We start from the raw sequence: 21,024 nt of genomic DNA, 5'->3' as shown, positions 1-21,024 counted from the left end.
GACGAACAGACCACGCGAGAGCCGCTGCCAGCGCCGGCAGCCGAAGTGCCGACATGGACGACGCACTGCACGCGATTAGCACGGTCGAGCGGCTCTGGATCGGCACCGCCCGCCTGCAGAACGAGAACGACAAAAGCGCGACGATGTGCCTATGACGGAGACATCGGGCCATCCCACCCTGCTGCTGGTCGAGGACAATCCTGCAGACACCGAGCTGGTCCGCGAGATGCTCGATGGGCCCGGCGCACCCGCCCCCTACACCGTGCGCCATGTCGGCCGGCTGTCCGATGCCGAACAGATCCTGCGCGCCACTCCGGTCGATGTCGTGCTGCTCGAGCTGCACCTGCCCGACTGCTCCGGCGTCCATTGCGTGCACCGCCTGCAGCAGATCTCGCCGGCCACGCCGATCATCGTGCTGAGCGGGCTGGTCGACGAGACGCTGGCGCTGACCTGCATCGATGCCGGCGCGCAGGACTATCTGAACAAGGAAGAGCTGCGGCCGGCGATGCTCCGCCGCACCATCGAGCGATCGATCTCGCGGCTGAAGGAGGCGCGCGCGACCGATGCGCTGCGCCGCCAGTTCGAACATCTGGTCGGCTCGATCCCTGATGCGGTGGTCGTCACCGATCAGCGTGGCACGGTGCTGTTCGGCAACGACGCGGCGCGCGCGCTGTTCGGCCGCGGGCGTGGGGATTTCATCGGCAGCCAGTTCGGCCTCGACCTCAGGGACGGCGTGGTATCGCAGCTCAGGATTCCGGGCAGCGATGAACGGCGCGTCTGCGACATCCGCGTGGTCAACTGCGAATGGAACGGCGCGCCGGCGCGGCTCACGCTCATTCATGACATGACCGAGCAGAAGCGGCTGGACGACCAGCTCAGGCACGCCCAGAAGATGGAGGCGATCGGCCTGATCGCCGGCGGCGTCGCGCACGACTTCAACAATCTGCTGGCGATCATGCTGGTCTATGCCGAGATGCTGCGCACCGAGTTCGAGGCCGACGATCCGCGGCTGGTCGAGGTCGTCGAAATCGTGCATTCGATCGACCGCGCCCAGGCGCTGACCCGTCAGTTGCTGGCGTTCTCCCGCAGGCAGACGAGCGAGCCGACCGTGCTCAACATGGTCGAGGTGGTGGCCGGCGTTCATTCGATGTTGCAACGGACGCTGCCCGCCAGCATCGATTTCGTGGTGCTGCCGGGCGACGACATCTGGCCGGTCCTGGCCGACAAGGGCCAGCTCGAGCAGGTGCTGATGAATCTTGCGGTCAACGCCCGTGACGCCATGCCTTCCGGCGGACGTTTCGCGATCGAGATCGAGAACAGGAGCATCACGACGGCCGATCACGGCGTGCGGCCCGGCGACTATGTGGCGGTGCGCGTCAGCGACACCGGCACTGGCATCGCCCCCGAGCACCTCGACCGCATCTTCGATCCCTTTTTCACCACCAAGGCGCGCGGCCACGGCACCGGGCTCGGGCTTGCGATGTGCTACGGCATCATCGCGCAGGCCCGCGGCAACATGACGGTGGAGAGCAGGCTCGGCCTCGGCACCAGCTTTCTGATCCTGTTGCCGCGCACCTATCAGACCGAGGAGCAACTGGTCGCGGCGGAGGCCGAGCAAGAGGAGCTGCGTGGGCGGGAGACGATCCTGGTGGTCGAGGACGACCAGGCCGTGATGCGCGCCGCCGCCGCGGCCTTGACGAGGGGCGGCTACACCGTGCTCACCGCCGCCAATGGCGACGAGGCCCGGCGGCTCCTGCAGAACCACCGCGGCAGGATCGACCTCGTGCTCAGCGACGTCGTGATGCCGCAGCTCAGTGGTCCTGAACTCGCCGAATTCCTGGCGGCGACGTCACCCGGGCTGCCGCTGGTGTTCATGACCGGCTATTCCAACTATCCGATGACGACCGAGAGCGGCGAAGGGCGGATCGCCAACCGTCGCGCGATCATGAAACCGTTCCGGCCCAACGTGCTGCTGTCGACCGTGCGCGAGGTGCTCGACGAGTCGGAACGCGAGCGGATGCTGCAGCAATGACAAGGACCTGCGGGACGCCGTCAGAACGTCAGGCTCTTCCGTCCCGCGCGCCCTGCACGAGGCCGCGCGCGAACAGCCGGAGGATGCCCTGCTCGAGATCGGGTTCGGCGGCACGGCCGCGTCCGAGCGAGCCGTCGATCCGAAGCATCGCCAGGCCGTGCACGAGCCCCCAAGCTGCGATCGCTGCCTGCTCGCGAATCTTAAGCGGGGTATCCGCAGCAAGGTAGTCCGCCAGTGCCGCCCGCGTTGGCGCGAAGGTCGCGTGCTTGGCCTCTGACACCAGCGGATAGGCGTGCCAGTCGGCAACGCCGACGCCGAACATCAGCCGATAGAGCTGCGGGTGCGCCACGGCGAATTCGATGTAGTCCAGCCCGAGCCCGACCATGCGCTCAAGCGGCTCGGACAGCCGCGCGGCGCTCTCGGCCTGCGAAGCCGCGAGGCTGCGAAAGCCGGCTTCGGCGAGTGTCGCGAGCAGGTCTTCCTTGCCGGAGAAGTGATTGTAGGGTGCCGCCTGCGATACGCCGGCCGCGCGCGCCACCGCTCGGAAAGAGAGGGCTTCCGCTCCCTCGCGCTCCAGCAGCGTCATCGCAGCCGCGATCAGCGCCCGTCTGAGATCGCCATGATGATAGGGCCGCGGCGGCTTTGCCGCCGCTTTCGCGGGGCGGCCGCCCGTTTTTGATTTTTTCATCTCATCCAATGTTGACAGTGAACATATTTTCCATAGGATCATGTTATCAGCGTTCACATTCCAGCACAAACCGGCAGGAGGACATGATATGAACGAGCCACGGACATCGCGAAGGCCGTCGCGGCGCCAGGCGCTCGCCGCGGCCGGCGGCCTGACGCTCGGCGCGGTCGGCGGCATCGCGCTGGCGCAGGCCAGCCGACCGCCCGCTCCGACCCTCATCGAGGCATCCAAGCGCTTCGCCGGCAAGGTGGTGCTCGTCACCGGCGGCACGTCCGGCATCGGACGCGCGGCGGTGGCGGCATTTGCCGGGCAAGGCGCCGCGGTCGCGTTCTGCGGCCGGCGCGAGGCACTCGGCCAGGAGGTTGAGGCGCAGGTCCGGGACGCGGGCGGCACAGCGCGCTATATCCGCGCCGATGTGCGCGAGGAGGACCAGGTCGCGGCCTTCGTCCGCACCGCCGTCGAGACCTTCCATGGCCTCGACATCGCGCTCAACAATGCCGGCATCACGATCGAGAAGCCGCTGCATGAATACTCCGCGGCCGAATGGAACGACATCGTCGACACCAATCTGCGCGGCGTGTTCCTGGCGATGAAATACCAGATCCCGCCGATGCTGGAGCGCGGCGGCGGCACCATTCTCGTGACCTCGTCGTCGAACGAGCATCGCACCAGCGCCCGCCGCAGCGTCTACACCGCGACCAAATGCGGCCTGATCGGCCTCGTGCGCTCGGCGGCGCTCGACTATGCCGGGCAGAACATCCGCATCAACGCGATCGTGCCGGGGACGACCGACACCGCGCTGGTCCGGCGCGTCGCCGGCACGGAGAACATGCCAGATGCGCTGTGGGAAATCGGGGCGGCGCAGTGGGCGCGGTCCAACCTGCCCGGCATCAAGCGAATGGCGCGCCCCGAGGAGATCGCCGAATTCGCGGTCGCGATGGCCGCTCCGGAGCTGACCTACATGACCGGCGCCGCGCTGGTGGCCGATGGCGGCTCGGGCTCGTGATTTCCAAAGCGCACGATCACGTGAGCGATCCGCGTGCGGCAAGGCTAAAATCCTTCGCTGTCGTGCTCTAGAGTCCCTTGCAGCATGGTCCAATGCCGAAGCGGCTCACGCGTCGCAGAGCGGCGGGCTCCGTGAGGGCGTCGTCGAGGCGAGATCGAGGTGGCTGAAATAGGAATTGGTTCGGCCGGCTGGCGCTGCCTGCGCAGGCTGTCGCTCGTTGTGATTTTTGCCGTGCTCTTGCTGAGCCATAGCGGCGCCGGCCCGCTCCCACCTGCACCGGCGCCGGACAAGCTCGACCGCATCACGCAATTCTTCGACCAGGAAGTGGCCACCGGGCGACTGCCCGGCGCTGTCATCCTGATCCAGCAGCATGGCCGCGTGGTCTACCAGAAATGCTTTGGCGTGCGCGACGTCAAGACCGGCCTGCCAATGACGCCGGACACGATCTTTGCGCTGCATTCGATGACCAAGCCGATCACCAGCCTCGCCGCGATGATGCTGGTCGACCAGGGACGCATGTCGCTGTCCGACCCCGTCTCGAAATACATTCCATCCTTTGCCAAGGTCACGGTCGGCGTCGACACCGTGACGGCCGACGGCAAGCATGTGCTGCGGCGCGTGCCCCCAAACAACCCGGTCACGATCCGCGACCTGATGCGGCACACCTCAGGGATCACCTACGGCTATATCGGCGGCGAGCTGATCGAGCACGCCTACATGGCGGCCGACATCTTCGCCGGCCATTTCGACAATGCCGAATTCGCCGACCGCATCGCCGCGCTGCCGCTGGCGCGCCAGCCAGGCACGCTGTGGCGCTACGGCCATTCCACCGACGTGCTGGGCCGCGTGATCGAGATCGTATCGGGCGAGACGCTGTACGATTTCGAGAAGCGCAATATCCTCGATCCGCTCGGGATGAGCAGCACCAAATACGTCCTGACCTCACCGCAAGAGCGCGCGCGCATGGCAGAGCCGCTGCCGACCGATCACATCCTGCTCGCGGCCGAGCAGGAGCGGCGTGCGCATCCGGAATGGCAATCCGGCGGCGGCGGGCTGGTCTCCACCGTCACCGACTACGCGCGCTTTGCGCAGATGCTCCTCAACGGCGGCGAGCTCGACGGTCATCGCTATTTGTCGCCAGCGGCATTCAAGGAGATGACGACGGACCAGATCGGTCCCGGGTCCGGCGTCGGGCGGGACTATTTCTATTTTCCCGGCGACGGCTTCGACTATGGCTACGGCCTTGCAGTACGGGTCGCACCGGGCGAGGCGCATCCGCCGCCGCCGGGCTCGATCGGCGAGCTGAAATGGGACAGCGGCAGCGGCACCTATTTCGGCGTCGATCCGAAGCTCGGCATGCTCTACATCATGCTCGAGCAGACCCAGAACGAACGCGGCCGCATCACACCGGCCTTCAAGAAGCTGGTCTATGACGCGTTCGATACGGCGCAGGACGCCGCGCCGCGCAACGAGGCCGCCAGCGCGATCGCCAAATAGACCTTTCTCAGATCATCCATATGCAAATGGAAAAGGCCGCGCGAGGCGCGGCCTTTTGTCAATCCAATCCCAACAGGCCGTCAGATCGCGGCAGCGACCTTGTCCAGGCCGATCAGGCGGGCGAGCTTGCGGACCTCGTCCTTCTGGTCGTCGCGGAGCTGCCACAGCAGCGGCATCGCCGCCGACTTCAGCTGCTGCACTTCGTCGGAATCGGGATCGATCGCCGGCACGCTGCCCGGCTTCGCACTCGCGACTTGGCGCGTGGAATGAAGCTTCTTGGCGACCGCGCGCAGCGCGCTCTCCACCGCAGGCCAGTAGTATTCCTGGCTCGCGGACAGCTTCAAGCGTTCCTTGATGCCGGCGATCTGGCCGTCGCTGAGCAGCGCATAAGCCTTCTGCACCTCCGGCTTGACCGCCGCCGGCTTCGGATGCGGAGCGACCGCTTCAGCTGTGGGCGTAGGCGCCTGGGCCGCGGCAGCAGTCGCGGCCGGCTTGGTCGGCATCGGCATCTCGGCATCGGCCGGCGCATAGGCCAGCGCCTCGCGCACGGGTTCGGCGATATCAGCTGCAGGTCCCTGCCGTTCGGCCGATGCGCTGACATGGTTGACGGTCAGGCGGTCGCCCTTGGCCTCGCGATTGGAGATCGGGCTCTTGGCGATCACGGCCGGCATCGCGATACCGGCGGCCGGCACGCTGTCCCGCGTCAGAATACTGGTCGCCGCGGCCCCTACGACGAGCAGGCAGACCAGAGCGACAAGGGTAATCGACTTCGTCACGCAAATCTCCGTATCCCCGGAACGCCGCACTTTGCCGAAAACTGGGAGTTAATTAAGGCTGAACCGCGCCAGGCTCGCGGAATTCCCACCGATCCCAAGTGCGAACCGGGCGAAAAAGCCATGGAACTCAGGCAGTTGCGGAACTCAAATCGTAGGCTGCCTGGATGTCTGCAACGATGTGCGAGGCTTCCCAAACCGCCGCCGGCTCCGGTGCATGCAGGCTGATGGTCCAGTTGCCGCCCCTCGCTGTGCGCGGCACGCAGATGATATCGAACTGGACTTCGCGGCACATCGGGTGACGCTGCAGCGCGTGACCGACACGGATTCTGATCTCGTCGAGCGTCGCCGTCGTCTTGTCCGAGAACCTCTCGCTGCCCATCGCACACCCTTAAGTGATTCGAGCCCTGCAAGTCTTCCGCAGATAGCGGACTACCGCCATGGACCGATTGTCGCCGTGCGATGGTTAACAGCGCGTTAAAGTTGTGCTCTGCGAGGTCCGGACTCAACGCCCAGACGCGGCGCATCAATCGTTGTCGTCCCCGAACAGGTTGAAGCGCGGCAGCGCGGGGCCGACCGGCTCGGCGACATACTCGCGCCGTGGCACGTCCTCACGCCGCGGCGCGTCGCCGTAGACGACACGCGGCGCAGAATCGCGATATCCGCGCGGCGCCGGATCGCGCTGCGCCGAATCCTCGCGCACCGCTTGTTCGACATCGCGCATGTCAGGCTCGCGTTGACGCGGGTTACGATGACGCTCGACCCAATGCTGATGCCGTTCGGCGCGCCGCCGCTCGCGCTCCGCGCGCCGGGAGTCGGCGTCGCGCGACTTGCCGTCGTTCGACTTCACGTCGGAATCTGAGGCCTTGGCGTAGGCAGCCTCCGGCGTGCTCGCCCGCTGATGTGCAGCAGGTGGAGAGGCCTCGGCAGCTGGCGTCGGGGCGGGCGCCGCCGCTGCGGCCGCCGACGGTGACGGCGAGGGTTGCGGCTGCGGCTTGGTGTCGGCTGTGCTCTGCGGATTGCCGTCGGACGCAGGCGGCTTGCTATCCGCCTTGTCCGCCGCGGGCTGCGGCTGCTCGGGCGTCTTGTTGTCGGCCGATGTGGCGGCGGCTGGCTGCACCACGACCGGTGCTGTCGCCGCGCCCTGCGTCGCTGCTAGATAGGAGTTTGGCGCTGCACTCTGGGCTGGCGGCGCATCAGCGGATTTGCGCTCGGCCTTCGTCACCTGCGGCGTCCTTGGATTCATCATCTCGGCGATCAAGAACCCACCGCCCAGGCCGAGCGCGACGGCAACGGCCACGGTTCCCGCCCCCGCGAAATAAGCTGTCGACATGCGCATGGCCTTGCTCCCTCGCTTTGCGCGGGCAACGCGGAGTGAGCAGCGATGTTCCTGGAACATTGCATTGCGCTAAGGCCGGAACACGCCTTGAATCCTCGCACAAACAACAATGAAGGTGTGATGGGGAGGACTGCGTCACCATGAGCCATGCGCTCTATTCGTTCCCCCTCGTCCTCCGATCAGACCTTGCGGGCGCTGCGCGTTTTCCATCGCGCACTGCATTCAGCTGACCGGCGGGTCGCTGTCCTGCCAGGCGCAACTGACCTGATCGGCCGCATGCAAGCCGTGTTCACGAAGCTACGCCGAAGCATCGGGAGCGGCGCATGCAGCTCGGGATCGCTCCGCTCGCAATGACAGAGAACGAAAGACACGGCTTGACGATCTCGCAGTCATCTCCGCTTCCAGTTGCGGCTCTGCCTGTCGTCCCGGGCAGCGAAGCGCGACCCGGGATCCATATGCACAGGACGATGTGGTGAGCGCAGATGCGTCGACGCGCGTGCCTCAAACATCGGCCGGCGGCTATGGATCCCGGCGTTCCCCGGGACGACACTGGAGTTGTTGCACGAGCCTCGCAGACATGGCGCGGCTGTCTCACAACGCCGCCAGCGCGGCGCGCAAGGGCGCGAGCGGCAGCCAGTTAGGAATCCGGCGCTTGGCGAGCCAGTAGGGACGCCACAGCGCGCGCCAGCTGGCGCTGTCGAGCGGCGCTTGATCCCATCGAATCTTGTCGGTCTCGATCTGGAGCAGGTCGTGCATTTGCAGCCACCGTCGCGCGACCCACCACAACTCACGCGGTACGACGGCGTTTCCCGGTCCTTTGAGCTGAACGATGTTCGATATCGGATCACGATATCGGACGCCGATCTCCAGCGTCGCGACACGCTCGCCCCCGCGCCGGACGCTCCACAGCCGCGAGCGGTTATGGGCAATGTCGGCGCCATAGGTCCGTACACAATTGCGCATGGCGAGCGCCTCCTCGACGATATCGGAGATGTCATGGAGAGGCCGGAAGTCGTAGTCTCCGACGCGCCCGGGATTGAGCCACATGTTGCGGATCGGCCGCTGACCGAGATTGAGGTGCAGCGTGATCATCGCGCGCCAGGCGCAGGCGGCTGCGACGGCAGCGTCGAGCCTCATGTTCGGCGTCCACGGCCGCTCGATCAGTTCGTAGCCGAAGCAGCCGGGCTGCCCCGAGAACCAGACCCAGAGTGCGAGCAGGTACATACGTTCCATGTTCAACGCGCGCGGCGCGCGGACGAACTCGCGGGCGATCCACACGGCTGCCGGCTCATGCGCGAGCGCAGCCATTTGCGAAACAAGCTGCAGCCACGTCGGCATGAGCTTCGGCGAGCGCGGCAGATGGTTTCCGATCTGTCGCCGAAGCAGCTCGCCACCGGGCAGCGGATCGATTGGCCGGTCGAACGCTTCCGGTGGCAGCTTGCGCAACCACATCGGCAGGCTGGCAGCTGTCGCCGCCTCCGCAAGCGGACGACCGTCGATCACGCAAGCGAGCGTAGCGTCCGGATCGAACCCGCTGCGCGGCACGGCGAGTGCGAACAGCAAAGCCGGAAAGCTCAGCGCGAGATCGGCGAGCCGTGGGTGGCGCATTGCGCAGGCGCGCACGCGAGATTGAAAACGAGATGAATAGCGCCGCAGCCGGCGTTCGCGCAGGTCGGAACGCTCCGGCTCCCGGCGGGGAGTCAGCAAACGATGGGATGTCATGACACGAGTTTTCAAGCGCAGGCCACGAGGGCCGCGGGCTTTTCGATGAGATTGGAAGGTGTCAAAATGTATCCGGGACATTCATCCCGGTCGGCCGCGTCAATGATCGCGCGGCGAGCCCGGGAAGCGCGCAAGTCTGAACATGGTCGCCTCCTACGTTGAAGTTGCGGTGCGTTGAACTAGCGCGTTTCTCGGCCGAGCGCAACTACGGGCAGACAAGTCTGCACGTTCGGTGCTCGAGCGATATTGTTAGGACAGTTGTCCCTGACAGACCGTCCTTTTTAGACTGACGCGCCGTCATCGCGAGGAGCGAAGTGACGAAGCGATCCAGTTCTGCCGCAAGATGCTTGGCCCCTGGATTGCTTCGCTCGCAATGACGTGGTCGCCGGCTGCGCATAATAGTTGGCACTCACTGCGTCGGTGAAAAGCGTCGGCCACCGGATGCCCTCACATAGATCGTGCTTTGCGGCCCGGCTCAGGGCCGGACAGCGGCGCTCCACGCGACTGCTCATCTCCTCAGCGCTTCTCGATCACGAGGCTCTGCGTAACGCGGCCGAGATAGCCCTTGATGTCGCCGAGCCGCGCCATCGCGAGCCCGGCGCCGTCGGGCCCGATCCAGCTCATCGCGTCCAGCAGCACCCATTCGCCGACCGGCTCGCGGGCCATGTTCACGGTCAGATCGGCATTCAGGAACGTGTAGGTGTTGAAGTCCAATGCGGCACCGGTGCCGTTGCAGAAATCGGCGGCGACCAGCGCCCGCATCGCCTGCGACACGGCATGCCCCTCGACCAGCGGACGATCGACCCGATACCAGATTGCGCCCGGCCCGCGCGCACCGAAGCGGCCACGTGCCGCGCGCAGCGACATGCACCTGACGAAAGGGCTGGTGGAGATGTCCGCCGGCTCCGGCCGTGAGACCTCAGGACCAGGGAGGTCGACCGGCAGATCGGCGATATCGTCGGGCAGCGGCACGTCCGCCTGCCGCACCTTGAGCACGGTCGCCACCACAACGACGACATCGTCCGCGCGCAGCCGCACCGCGCAGAGCTGGACCTTGCGGCCCTCGCGCAGCACTTCGGTCTCGATCAAGAGATCGCGCAGCGGCACCGGCCGCATCAGGTCGACCGTCACCCGGGCGATGCGCATCGGCGATTGCGTGGCGACGCGTTCGGCCGCCCACACCACGAGCGCTGACGGGGCCGAGCCGTGTTGCATCGCGGGGTCCCAGGGACCGGCGGCATCGGGATTGACGGTGACACGCGCGCCATCGACGCGGAAGATCGGCCGCATCAGTTCGTCACCGGCGTGCGCTGCGCGTCAGCCGGCGGTTGCGAAGGCGCGATCGGCGCCAACGGGCAGTTCGATATCGACCTCCAGCGTCGAGACATGCTTCCCCCGATCCATCTTGACCATCACCTTGTCGGGATCGAGTACCACATGGCGCGAGACGACAGCGAGGATTTCCTCGCGAAGCTGCATCAACAGATCGGGCTGGCCGCGCAGGCCGCCGCGCTCATGCGCGAGCAGGATCTGCAGCCGCTCCCGCGCGATCGGCGCAGTAGCCTGGCGGCTGGCGACCTGACGGCTGGAGAAAAGCCGCAACATGCTCATGCCGCCCTCCGTCCACGCAGTAGCCTCATGAATCCCTTGGGCTCGGCCGGCACCATCATCTCGACCTGCTCGCCGAGCAGGCGCCGCATCGCATCCGAGTAGGCGCGCGCCGGCGTGCTCGCCGGATTGTTCAGGGTAACGGGACAGCCGACATTGGACGCGCGCAGCACGTCCTGGCTCTCCGGAACGATGCCGAGCAGCGGCGTCGCCAGGATCTCCAGCACGTCGTCGATCGACAGCATCTCGCCGCGTGCGGCGCGGGCCGCATCGTAGCGCGTGATCAGGACGTGCTTCTCGACCCGCTCGCCGTTCTCGGCGCGCACGGTCTTGGAATCCAGCATGCCGATGATGCGGTCGGAATCGCGCACCGACGAGACTTCCGGATTGGTGACGATGATGGCCTCGTCGGCGAAGCGCATCGCCAACATCGCGCCGCGCTCGATGCCGGCGGGGCTGTCGCACAACACCCAGTCGAACGACTTGCGTAGCTCGGCGATGACGCGGCCGACGCCCTCCTCGGTCAGCGCATCCTTGTCCTTGGTCTGGGATGCCGGCAGCAGCCAGAGATTCTCCAGCCGTTTGTCGCGGATCAGGGCCTGCGGCAGCTTGGCGATGCCCTGCACGACATTGATGAGATCGAATACCACGCGCCGCTCGGCGCCCAGCACCAGATCGAGATTGCGCAGGCCCACATCGAAGTCGACGACCACGACCTTCTCGCCGGCCTGCGCAAGCGCGGCGCCGACCGCGGCCGTCGTCGTGGTTTTGCCGACGCCGCCCTTGCCGGACGTGACAACGAGCACCTTCGCCATTTTGTTACCCTCCTAATACTCAGTTTAACGGCGTAATCCTCAAAGCATTGCCGTCGAGCCTGGCCTGCGCCGGCTTGCCGCGCAGCGCCGCATCGATCTGCTCCGCGGTGTGGTAGTAACCGTCGATCGCAAGCAGCTCGGCCTCGATCTTCTGGCAATAGATCCGTGCGGACGCGTTGCCGTTGACGCCGGCCATGGCGCGGCCGCGCAACGCGCCGTAGACATGGATCGAGCCGCCGGCAACGATCTCCGCACCGGACGAGACGGCGCCGAGCACCGTGACGTCACCGTCGGGAAACACGATCGACTGGCCGGAGCGCACGGGCGCATCGAGCAGCAGCGAGGTCGGCTCTCGCAGCGCCGGCTTCTCCGGCTCGATGTCCTGCACGACGCACTGGCGGCCGCCGGAGAGCAGCGGCGGCATGCCGATCGACAGCCGCGCCGGCTCGACGCCTTCGAGCCCGAGCACGCGGATGCTGCGCGCCTCGATGCTCTTGATGAGATGGGTGATCGCAAGCGGGCTCAGATCCACCGCTGAGAGGTCGAGCACCACCGGCTTGCCGACGAAGAAGCCGGGCGATCCCGCAAGCGTTGCGTCGAGATCGGACAGCCAACCGGCGATAGGAACGACCGGCGCGAACACGAACGCGACATAGGATCGGCCGCGCAGGCGGATGAGCTGACGTGTGGCTTCTACGCTGACATTCATGACCATCCGACCAGCTTTGTTATCGAATGGTTAACTGTCAGCGCGCATTGGTTAACGGCTGGTTAACATACGGGCCAATATCGGCAAAATCAGCAGGATGGTACGAACATACTTCGACGCGGATCGAATATAGACGTTTTCATGTCAAAATGAAGACACAAACGATGCGAAATGAAGACCAAACCCGGCAAATACGCCACAAGCATAAAACGCGCCTAAATTTGATCACATCGTGATGATAGCACCTTCACGAATAGTTCCACAGACTGGCGCATAGCAGGTCTGTGCAGCGATTGACACTCGTCAGGGGGCGAGGCATGGGATCGAGTGAAGCACGGGGGGCGCGAATGGCGCCTCGCCGCGCGGTGCGGATGACGTCGGTTGGCGTGCGAGTTCTTCGCGGCGACACGCCGGATTCCGCGGGAATATGCCACTCGACCGGGATGCATGCGGACCGTTACGCTCTCACCCGTTCTTCATTAAGAACCCTTGTCACAACGACCAACAACGTACCGGTGTACCCGGGGTAAGGCGTCAGAGGAGTAGCGTATGAGTTCGATGAGCGAACAGAATCCGACGAATCCGCAGGATCCGCTGCACTACGCGCCTCGTTACCTGCGCGAGAAGCCGGAAGGCGCAAGGCTGTCGCTCGTTGAAGATGCGCGCGATGCAGCCCAATCCACGGAGCGCCCCAGTCGCGCGGTGATGCCGGCCGCCAAGCATCTCGATGCGCGCCTGGAGGGCGCGGTGTTCGAGTCGCTGCGCCATTCGCTCGATCCACATGTGATGCGCGAACCCCCTGAATTTGCTCGTGAACGTGACCGGCGGTCGGTGGCGCTCAAGATCGCGGCCCGCTTCGCCGCCGCGACCGGGGTCGCCGCCGTCGTGGCCCTGTTCTTCGTCAACATCGTTCCGGTCTCACGGCAGCCCGACGCAAGCTCTTCCTTCGTGGCGGCGGTACAATCGATGAAGACGACCACCCCTCCGCCGGCCGCGGCTCCCGCGCCTGCCGTTGCGCCCGAGGTGAAGGAGGTCAAGGCCGAGCAGTCCGAAGCCAAGCCCGACAAGACCGATATCAAGTCGATGCCGGCCTTGTCGCAGTTCCAGTCGCTGCTGGCTTCGGGCGACGGAGCTCAGGCCCCGGCGCAGGCGAAGACCGAGACGACGATCGACAAGCCGCTGCTGCAGCAGTTCATGCAGTGGAATCAGAAGACGATGCAGTCAGATAAGGCCCAATAAACGCACGCCGCTTCGTCCGGCTTCACCTGAACGCAGATCGTATCACCATGACCATCATGCCTGACCACCGACGTTCTGCAGCGGCGGCGCGCTCTTTGCGCATGCATGTCCGCCTCGCTCCTCTCGTGCTCGGGGCGTCCCTGCTCTCCAGCGCCGCAAATGCCGCGCCCGGCGACAGCCTCAACGTGGTTCGCGATCTCGGCAGTCGCGTCGGTCCGATCATCGGCTCGGCGCTGGCCTGCCGCGACATTGCCCGGCCGCGCATCCAGGTGATCATCGAGAAGTTTCAGGCTGTGATCAGGGAAGCGTCGACCACCGACGCAGACCGTGACGAGCTGACCCGGTTGCTCGACCGCTACGTCGCCGACGGCCGCACCGCGGTGACCAGCGGCCGGATGGATTGCCGCGGCGCCGAGCGCCAGCTGGCCGATCTCGAGCAGTCGATCGCGACGCCGCCGCAGACCACGTCGGGGCTGCCGGAGGTGACGATCGCACCGCCCGCCGCGATGGCGGCGACCGTGCCGACGCAAACCTTGCCGCCTCCGACGAACGTCCATGGCGTCACCCAGAGCGACATCAAGTTCGGCATCGTCATCCCGTTGTCAGGTCCGAACAGGGAGACCGGGCGGCAGATGAAGATGGGCATCGAGGCGGCCTTCAATCGCACCAACGAGGCCGGCGGCGTCAACGGCCGCATGCTGAAGCTGATTGCCGCCGACGATGGTTATGATCCGAGCCGCACACTCGGGGCCATGAAGCAGCTCTATGAGAAGGAGCAGGTGTTCGGCTTCGTCGGCAACTTCGGATCTGCCACCGCGGCGGTGGCCATTCCCTATGCGCTGGAGCGGCGCGCACTGTTCTTCGGGGCCTATACCGGCGCCAATGTGACGCGCCACGATCCGCCGGACCGTTACGTCTTCAACTATCGCCCCAGCTACGCCGAAGAATCCGAAGCTCTGGTGCGCTATCTCGTCAAGCTGCGCCATCTGCAGCCGCGGCAGGTCGCGGTGTTCGCCCAGGACGACGCTTTTGGCGATGCAGGCTATGCCGGCGTGGCGAAAGCGTTTCGCGCGCTGGGCGTCAACGACAGCGCCATTCTCCGTCTCAAATATGCGCGCAACACCGTCGACGTGGACGGCGCGATCAACCAGCTGAAGGCGCAGAAGGCGCCGGTCCGCGCCGTCATCATGGTGGCAACGACGCGCGCCGCGGCCAAGTTCATCGAGAAGGCGCAGGACCAGCTTCCGGGACTGATCTTCGCCAATCTTTCGGCGGTCGGAGCCTCTTCGCTTGCCAGCGAACTGATGCTGCTTGGTCCCCGCTATACCAATGGCGTGATTGTCAGCCAGGTCGTGCCCGGCGTGTCCGGCTATTCGAGCCTCGTGCTCGACTACAAGACCGCGCTCAGCAAGTACTTCCCTGGCGAGGCGCCCGACGACACCTCGCTCGAGGGCTACATCTCGGCCAGCATCCTGATCCAGGGCTTGAAACGGGCCGGGCCGACCTTCGACACGGAGACGCTGGTCGACACGCTGGAGAACCTGCGCAACATCGACCTCGGCGTCGGCGCCAATCTCGCCTTCGGCCGCGCCGAGCACCAGGCCTCGCACAAGATCTGGGGCACGGCGCTTGATGAAACAGGCACGTTCCAACCCGTGGAACTGGAATAAACGCCCCGCAGTCCCAGCTTTTTCCCGGAGGTTCGAACAAAATACCGGCGCTACGAAACCTGCCCTTAATTCGAACAGGCACCAATAGCCGGAGTAGTTCGACCACAATCCAGAAGAAGCGGATATCAGAATGACCGTTCGTTGGTCCTTGCTCCTGATCGGGACTTTCCTCGCGGCGCCGGCGGGCTCCGCGTTCGCCGGTCCCGTCGACGTCGTGCGCGACCTCGCCGCCCGCGTCGGGCCGATCGTGGGCCAGGCCTCGACATGTCAGGACATTGCGCAAGGGCGCGTGCAGACCATCGTCGACCAGTTTCGCGAGGTCATCCGCCAGGCCTCGCCCAGCGATGCCGACCGGGACGCGCTGATCCGCAATTTCAACGGGTTCATTGCCGAAGGCCGTAACCGCATGGCGGCCGCGCAGCTGAACTGCCAGACCGCGGACCGGCAGCTGACCGAGCTCGAGCGCTCGCTCAGCAATCAGCCGGCGGCGCCCGCGGCGTCCAGCATCATCGCGCCCTATTCCGCGGCCGCCTCGACCAATCCGACCGCGACGACGCCCGCCGCGCCGGTGCATGGCGTCACCGACCGCGAGATCCGGTTCGGCATCGTGATCCCGTTCGGCGGCCAGCGCCGCGAGGTCGGGCGTCAGATGAAGATGGGCATCGAGGCCGCCTTCAGCCGCGCCAACGACGCCGGCGGCATCAATGGCCGCACGCTGCGGCTGATCGCAGCCGACGACAATTACGAGCCGAGCCGCACGCTTGCGGCGATGAGCCAGCTCTACGACAAGGAGCAGGTGTTCGGCTTTATCGGCAATATGGGCACCGCCAATACGGCGCTCGCGATTCCCTATGCGCTGGAACGGCGCGCACTGTTCTTCGGTCCGATCAGCGGCTCCAGCATCGTCCGGCGCGATCCGCCGGATCGCTACGTGTTCAACTTCCGCGCCAGCTTCGCCGAGGAGACTGCGGCGATCGTCCGCTATCTGGTCAAGCTCAAGCGCATTCCGCCGAAGCAGATCGCGGTGCTGACGCAGGCCGACGCCTTCGGCGACGAAGGATTTGCCGGCGTCACCAAGGCTTTCCGCAGCCTCAACATCAACGATCCGGTGATCCGCTTCAACTATCCGCGCAACACGCTCGACGTCGACGAGGCGGTCAACCAGCTCAAGGCGCAGAAGACCCCGATCAAGGCCATGATCCTGGTCGCCACCGACCGGCCGGCTGCCAAGTTCATCGAGAAGACGCACGATCAGTATCCGGGCATGATCTACGCCAGCCTGTCCGTCGTCGGTGCAAGCAGCCTGGCCACCGAACTCAAACTGCTCGGCCCGCGCTTCACCCAGAATGTCATCGTCACCCAGGGCGTCCCGGCGGTATCGGGTTATTCGAGCCTGGTGCTCGAGTACAAGAACGCGCTTGCCAAATATTTCCCAGGCGAGGCGCCGGACTACACCTCGCTCGAGGGTTTCATCTCGGCAAGCATCCTCATTCAGGCCTTGAAGCAGACCACACCGCTTGATACCGAGCGTCTGGTGGAGACGCTGGAATCCATGCGCAGCCTGGATCTCGGCCTCGGTACCAAGCTTTCGTTCGGCCGCGCGGAGCACCAGGCCTCGCACAAGATCTGGGGCACGACCCTTGACGAAACCGGCACCTATCAGGCGATCGAGCTTGAATAGGGTGGACCCGGAGACGATTGGAGCAGGATTCGTGGCGGCGCGGCGACGTGCCGCCAAATCGTTAAAGCGTGATCTAAAAACATACCGATAAAATCATTAGAACGATCATGCTCATTTCTGAAAAAGCTGTGGCGCGGAGACGGTTTTAACGTGATAGCACCGCGCCGTCGGCTTTCATGACAGGCGGCAGACCTCGATGAGGTCGTATTTGGGATAATGGCGATGAACTTTCGGTGGAGTGCCCTTCTGATTGCGGGCCTGCTGGCGACGCCAGCGCTCGCGGCAGGAACCAATGCGGACGTCGTGCGTGGCCTCGCAGCCCGGGTCGGACCGATCGTCGGTTCGGCCTCCGCCTGCCAAGCCATCGATCAGGGCCGGGTGCAGGCGATCGTCGACAAGTTTCGCGAAGTGATCCGCGAGGCCTCGGGCGGCGGCGCGGACCGCGACGATCTGACCCGCGTCTTCAACGGCTATGTCGCCGATGGCCGCAGCCGGGTCGGTGCCGGACAGACCGACTGCGCGGCCGCCAGCCGCCAGCTCGTCGACCTCGAGCGCTCGCTCGGCCAGGCCGCGCCGCCGCAGACGACGGCCGCCGTGCTTGCCCCATCGACCGCGGCTGCGGCAACCGCGCCGACTGCGACGTTGCCGGTGCAGAACTCGGGCAACGTGCAGGGCATCACGGCCAATGAGATCCGCTTCGGCATGGCCGGCCCGTTCTCCGGCGCCTCCAAGGAGCTTGGACGGCAGATGAAGCTCGGCATCGACGCGGCCTTCAGCCGCGCCAACGACGCCGGCGGCATCGGCGGTCGCAGCCTGCGCCTGTTCGCGGCCGACGACGGCTATGAGCCGTCGCGCACGCTCGAGGCGATGAAACAGCTCTACGAAAAGGACAAGGTGTTCGGCTTCATCGGCAATGTCGGCACGCCGACCTCGGCGATCGCGATGCCCTATGCCCTGCAGCACCGCGCGCTGTTCTTCGGTGCCTTCACCGGTGCCGGCCTCCTGCGCAACGACCCGCCAGATCGCTATGTGTTCAACTTCCGCGCCAGCTACTCGGAAGAGACCGACACCGTCGTGCACTATCTGGTCAAGCTGCGCCGGCTGCAGCCGCGGGACATCGCGGTGTTCGCACAGCAGGATTCCTACGGCGATGCGGGCTTTGCTGGCGTCGCCAAGGCGTTCCGCTCGCTCGGACTGTCCGACTCCTCGATCGTGCGCTTCAACTACAAGCGCAACACGGTCGATGTCGACGAGGCGGTCGGCCAGCTGAAGGCGATGAAGTACCCGCCCAAGGCGATCGTCATGGTCGCGACCTATCGCGCAGCGGCGAAGTTCATCGAGAAGACGCGCGACCTCTATCCGAACATGATCTACACCAACGTGTCGTTCGTCGGCTCTACGGAGCTCTCCGACGAGTTGATGCTGCTCGGTCCGCGCTACGCCAATGGCGTGATCGTGACGCAGGTGGTGCCGGCTGTGGGCGGCTATTCCAGCGCCGTGCTCGAATACAAGAGCGCGCTGGAGAAGTACTTCCCCGGCGAGGCGCCCTCCTATGTGTCGTTCGAAGGCTATATCGCCGCCAACGTCCTGATCCAGGCGCTGAAGCGAACGGGAGCCCAGCTCGACACCGAGGCACTGATCGACACGCTGGAGAACATGCGCGATCTCGATCTCGGCCTTGGCGCCAAGATGGGCTTCGGCCGCGCCGAACACCAGGCCTTGCACAAGATCTGGGGCACCGCGCTCGACGACAAGGGCAAGTATCAGGCGATCGAGCTCGAATAGTCCCGGCTCGCGACTAGATCATGATGCGATTAGAAGGAATCGCATCATGATCTAATCTCTTTGATTGAGCATGATCTTTTCGGAAAACCGGTTTCCACTTTTCCGGATCATGCTCTAACGGCTCAGAATCCAAAAGCGCGGCAGCTCCCACTGCCGCGCTTTTTACGTTTTCAGGATCGGCTTAGAGCCTTTCCGTTCCGATTGAATCGGAACGGGGCTCTAGCTCGTTGTTTTGACGCGTTTTCTTGACGCGAACCGGTATCCACTTCGCTTGAAAACGCTCTAGATGTGGAGCCTCAAGAGGTTGTCCTCGGTTAGACCGAGTCTGCTGATAGGCGTTTGAGACTTTATACCACCGTGAGGCCGATGCCAGTTGTACTGGTGCAGCCAGATCGGCAGCTCTTCGGCGCGCCGATCTGATGTGGGATAGGCCTTGGCGTAAGCCCATTCCCGGAGCGCGGTCTGGATAAAGCGCTCGGCCTTACCGTTTGTCTTGGGCGTGTAGGGTTTGGTGCGGACGTGCCTGATGCGCAGGTCCTTGCAGGCATCGCGGAAGGCAAATGCCTTGTAGCAACTCCCGTTGTCGGTCATGACGCGCGTGACGGTGACGCCGAGGCTCTTGTAATAGGCGACCGCCGCCTTGAGGAAGCGAACGGCGCTGTTAGCCGTCTCGTCCAGCTTGATCTCGGAGAAGGCGACGCGGGAATGATCGTCGATGCAGACATGGACGAACTCCCAGCCGACGCCGCGGCTGTTGCTCTGGCCGGTGCGATCGCCGGTGATGTGGTGGCCGACATGCTCGAAACGCCCGAGCTTTTTGATGTCGATGTGAAGCATCTCGCCTGGGTTCTCGCGCTCATAGCGGCGTTCCGGCTCGGCCGGCTCCAGATCGCGGATCCGGTTCAATCCCAATTGGCGAAGAATGCGGCTCACAGTAGCCGGTGACACCCCAACCTCAGCGGCGATTTGCTTACTGGTGTGGCGCTGCCGGCGCAACGTCTCGACGACCGTGCACGTGGCAGGCGGGGTTTGGCTTGGCGATGAATGAGGTCTGGAGGAGCGATCCTGCAACCCAGCCGCACCTTCTGCGCGGAACCGCTTGACCCATTTGGCGACCGTTTTGGGCGTCGTATTGAACTGGTAGGCTGCGTCGGCTTGGCTTAGTCCGCCTTCCACGACGCTGCGAACCATCGCCTCTCGACCTTTAGGCGTCAAAGGCGCATTCTTATGGATGTTCATCTGGTCTCTCCTTGGAACACTGAAGCTTCGCAACCTCAGCTTCCTCGGTTCAGGCCAGATGGACAACCTCCTGAAAGACCACATCTAGAGCGGCGGGTCGACCGCTTCCTCATATTCCCGCTTGAAGCGCGCGATCAGCTCGGCCGCCGGCACGATCCTGTCGACGGCACCGATGCCCTGTCCCGAGCCCCAGATCTCTTTCCAGGCCTTCGGCTTGCTGCGCTCGCCAGAGGCGTCGGTGCCGAAGCTCATCTTGGACGGGTCGGAGGTCGGCAGATTGTCGGGATCGAGCCCGGCGGCCGTGATGGACGGCTTCAAATAGTTGCCATGCACGCCGGTGAACAAATTGGAGTAGACGATGTCCGAGGCGCTCGATGCCGTGATCATCTGCTTGTAGGCCGCGACCGCATTGGCTTCCTCGGTCGCGATAAAGGCGGAGCCGATATAGGCGAAGTCGGCGCCCAGCACGCGCGCCGCGCGGATGGCGCGGCCATTGGCGATCGCCCCCGACAGCGCGATCGGCCCGTCGAACCAGGCGCGCGTCTCGGTGACGAAAGCCAGCGGCGAGATCGTGCCGGCGTGACCGCCGGCGCCGGCCGCGACCAGGATCAGGCCATCGGCGCCCTTCTCGATCGCCTTGTGCGCGAACGTCTGGTTGATGACGTCGTGGAACACGATGCCGCCCCAGCGATGCGCGGCCTGGTTCAGCTCCTCGCGCGCGCCGAGCGAGGTGATGATCATCGGCACCTTGTACTTCTCGCACAGCGCAAGATCATGCTCGAGCCGGTTGTTGGAGCGGTGCACGATCTGGTTGACCGCGAACGGCGCCGAGGGCCTGTCCGGATGCGCCCGGTCATAGGCCGCGAGCTCCTCGGTGATGCGCGCGAGCCATTCGTCCAGCAGCTCGGGCGGGCGCGCATTCAACGCCGGAAACGCGCCCACCACACCGGCCTTGCACTGGGCGATCACGAGATCGGGCACGGAGATGATGAACAGCGGCGAACCGATCACGGGAATGGACAGACGGCCCTTGAACAGCGCAGGCATGGACATGTCGAGATATTCCTCTCTACGGAAGACCGATGAACCGGCCCTTAGGATGCCAGACGTCATGCCATCAAGGCAAATCAGGCTCTGACACGAACTGGAGAAAGTCCTGCCGCATCTTGCGTAAAGGCGCTGCCTTCGGCCCGACAGAGCCACGATCGGAAGCGATCAGGC

18 protein-coding genes are annotated in these 21,024 nt (G+C 65.0%); 7 read left to right on the top strand and 11 right to left on the bottom strand.

The window, feature by feature from the left end; translation table 11 throughout:
- Positions 1-151 precede the first annotated feature (151 nt).
- A complete protein-coding gene (locus P6U24_RS05360) occupies positions 152-2,032 on the top strand; it encodes a response regulator (protein ID WP_407158145.1) in 1,881 nt (626 codons plus the stop codon).
- Positions 2,033-2,060: 28 nt separating this feature from the next.
- Here P6U24_RS05360 and P6U24_RS05355 read toward each other — a convergent pair whose 3' ends face one another.
- A complete protein-coding gene (locus tag P6U24_RS05355; protein ID WP_407158144.1) occupies positions 2,061-2,720 on the bottom strand; it encodes a TetR/AcrR family transcriptional regulator in 660 nt (219 codons plus the stop codon).
- A gap of 88 nt (positions 2,721-2,808) precedes the next feature.
- On the opposite strand from P6U24_RS05355, the gene P6U24_RS05350 reads away from it, so the two are divergent.
- Positions 2,809-3,726, top strand: coding sequence for an SDR family NAD(P)-dependent oxidoreductase (locus P6U24_RS05350; RefSeq protein WP_407158143.1), 918 nt, complete (start codon positions 2,809-2,811; stop codon positions 3,724-3,726).
- A gap of 222 nt (positions 3,727-3,948) precedes the next feature.
- Positions 3,949-5,223 carry a serine hydrolase domain-containing protein gene (locus P6U24_RS05345; protein WP_407160791.1) on the top strand — a complete coding sequence of 425 codons (1,275 nt, stop codon included), beginning with the start codon at positions 3,949-3,951 and terminating at the stop codon, positions 5,221-5,223.
- Positions 5,224-5,303: 80 nt separating this feature from the next.
- Here the strand turns inward: P6U24_RS05345 and P6U24_RS05340 are convergent, their stop codons facing one another.
- The 8 genes from P6U24_RS05340 to minC all read right to left on the bottom strand — a co-directional run bounded on the left by P6U24_RS05340 (position 5,304) and on the right by minC (position 12,189).
- Positions 5,304-5,999, bottom strand: coding sequence for a hypothetical protein (locus P6U24_RS05340; RefSeq protein WP_407158142.1), 696 nt, complete (start codon positions 5,997-5,999; stop codon positions 5,304-5,306).
- A 127-nt stretch (positions 6,000-6,126) separates the two neighbouring features.
- Positions 6,127-6,378 carry a hypothetical protein gene (locus tag P6U24_RS05335; RefSeq protein WP_407158141.1) on the bottom strand — a complete coding sequence of 84 codons (252 nt, stop codon included), beginning with the start codon at positions 6,376-6,378 and terminating at the stop codon, positions 6,127-6,129.
- Between the two features lie 144 nt (positions 6,379-6,522).
- On the bottom strand, positions 6,523-7,335 hold the full coding sequence (locus tag P6U24_RS05330; protein WP_407158140.1) for a hypothetical protein: 813 nt from the start codon (positions 7,333-7,335) through the stop codon (positions 6,523-6,525).
- Between the two features lie 591 nt (positions 7,336-7,926).
- A complete protein-coding gene (locus tag P6U24_RS05325) occupies positions 7,927-8,943 on the bottom strand; it encodes a hypothetical protein (RefSeq protein WP_407158139.1) in 1,017 nt (338 codons plus the stop codon).
- A 630-nt stretch (positions 8,944-9,573) separates the two neighbouring features.
- On the bottom strand, positions 9,574-10,347 hold the full coding sequence (locus tag P6U24_RS05320; RefSeq protein ID WP_407158138.1) for a thioesterase family protein: 774 nt from the start codon (positions 10,345-10,347) through the stop codon (positions 9,574-9,576).
- Between the two features lie 27 nt (positions 10,348-10,374).
- A complete protein-coding gene (gene minE / locus P6U24_RS05315) occupies positions 10,375-10,668 on the bottom strand; it encodes a cell division topological specificity factor MinE (RefSeq protein ID WP_407158137.1) in 294 nt (97 codons plus the stop codon).
- Complete coding sequence (gene minD / locus P6U24_RS05310; protein ID WP_407158136.1) at positions 10,665-11,480, bottom strand: septum site-determining protein MinD; 816 nt, start codon at positions 11,478-11,480, stop codon at positions 10,665-10,667. Before minD ends, minE begins: the two co-directional genes overlap by 4 nt.
- Positions 11,481-11,499: 19 nt before the next feature.
- Positions 11,500-12,189: a septum site-determining protein MinC gene (gene minC / locus P6U24_RS05305; protein WP_407158135.1), complete on the bottom strand. Its 690-nt coding sequence runs from the start codon at positions 12,187-12,189 to the stop codon at positions 11,500-11,502.
- 549 nt (positions 12,190-12,738) lie between these two features.
- On the opposite strand from minC, the gene P6U24_RS05300 reads away from it, so the two are divergent.
- The 4 genes from P6U24_RS05300 (at position 12,739) to P6U24_RS05285 (ending at position 18,564) form a co-directional block, all read left to right on the top strand.
- Positions 12,739-13,428, top strand: a complete 690-nt coding sequence (locus tag P6U24_RS05300) for a hypothetical protein (protein WP_407158134.1) — start codon at positions 12,739-12,741, stop codon at positions 13,426-13,428.
- 101 nt (positions 13,429-13,529) lie between these two features.
- Positions 13,530-15,098 (top strand): ABC transporter substrate-binding protein, encoded by a 1,569-nt coding sequence (locus P6U24_RS05295; RefSeq protein ID WP_407160790.1) that lies wholly within the window; start codon positions 13,530-13,532, stop codon positions 15,096-15,098.
- A gap of 130 nt (positions 15,099-15,228) precedes the next feature.
- Entirely contained in the window at positions 15,229-16,779 is a 1,551-nt protein-coding gene (locus tag P6U24_RS05290) for an ABC transporter substrate-binding protein (RefSeq protein WP_407158133.1), read from the top strand.
- A 222-nt stretch (positions 16,780-17,001) separates the two neighbouring features.
- A complete protein-coding gene (locus P6U24_RS05285; protein ID WP_407158132.1) occupies positions 17,002-18,564 on the top strand; it encodes an ABC transporter substrate-binding protein in 1,563 nt (520 codons plus the stop codon).
- 282 nt (positions 18,565-18,846) lie between these two features.
- Here the strand turns inward: P6U24_RS05285 and P6U24_RS05280 are convergent, their stop codons facing one another.
- Together P6U24_RS05280 and P6U24_RS05275 are read right to left on the bottom strand one after the other, a co-directional pair.
- Positions 18,847-19,803, bottom strand: a complete 957-nt coding sequence (locus tag P6U24_RS05280; protein ID WP_407154696.1) for an IS481 family transposase — start codon at positions 19,801-19,803, stop codon at positions 18,847-18,849.
- A gap of 84 nt (positions 19,804-19,887) precedes the next feature.
- Positions 19,888-20,856, bottom strand: a complete 969-nt coding sequence (locus tag P6U24_RS05275; RefSeq protein WP_407158131.1) for an NAD(P)H-dependent flavin oxidoreductase — start codon at positions 20,854-20,856, stop codon at positions 19,888-19,890.
- Positions 20,857-21,024: the final 168 nt, after the last annotated feature.

Source organism: Bradyrhizobium sp. STM 3557 (assembly GCF_045571465.1).
Lineage (GTDB): Bacteria > Pseudomonadota > Alphaproteobacteria > Rhizobiales > Xanthobacteraceae > Bradyrhizobium.
The sequence above is the reverse complement of the archived record's forward strand: the minus strand, read 5'-3'. Positions and strand labels throughout refer to the sequence as shown.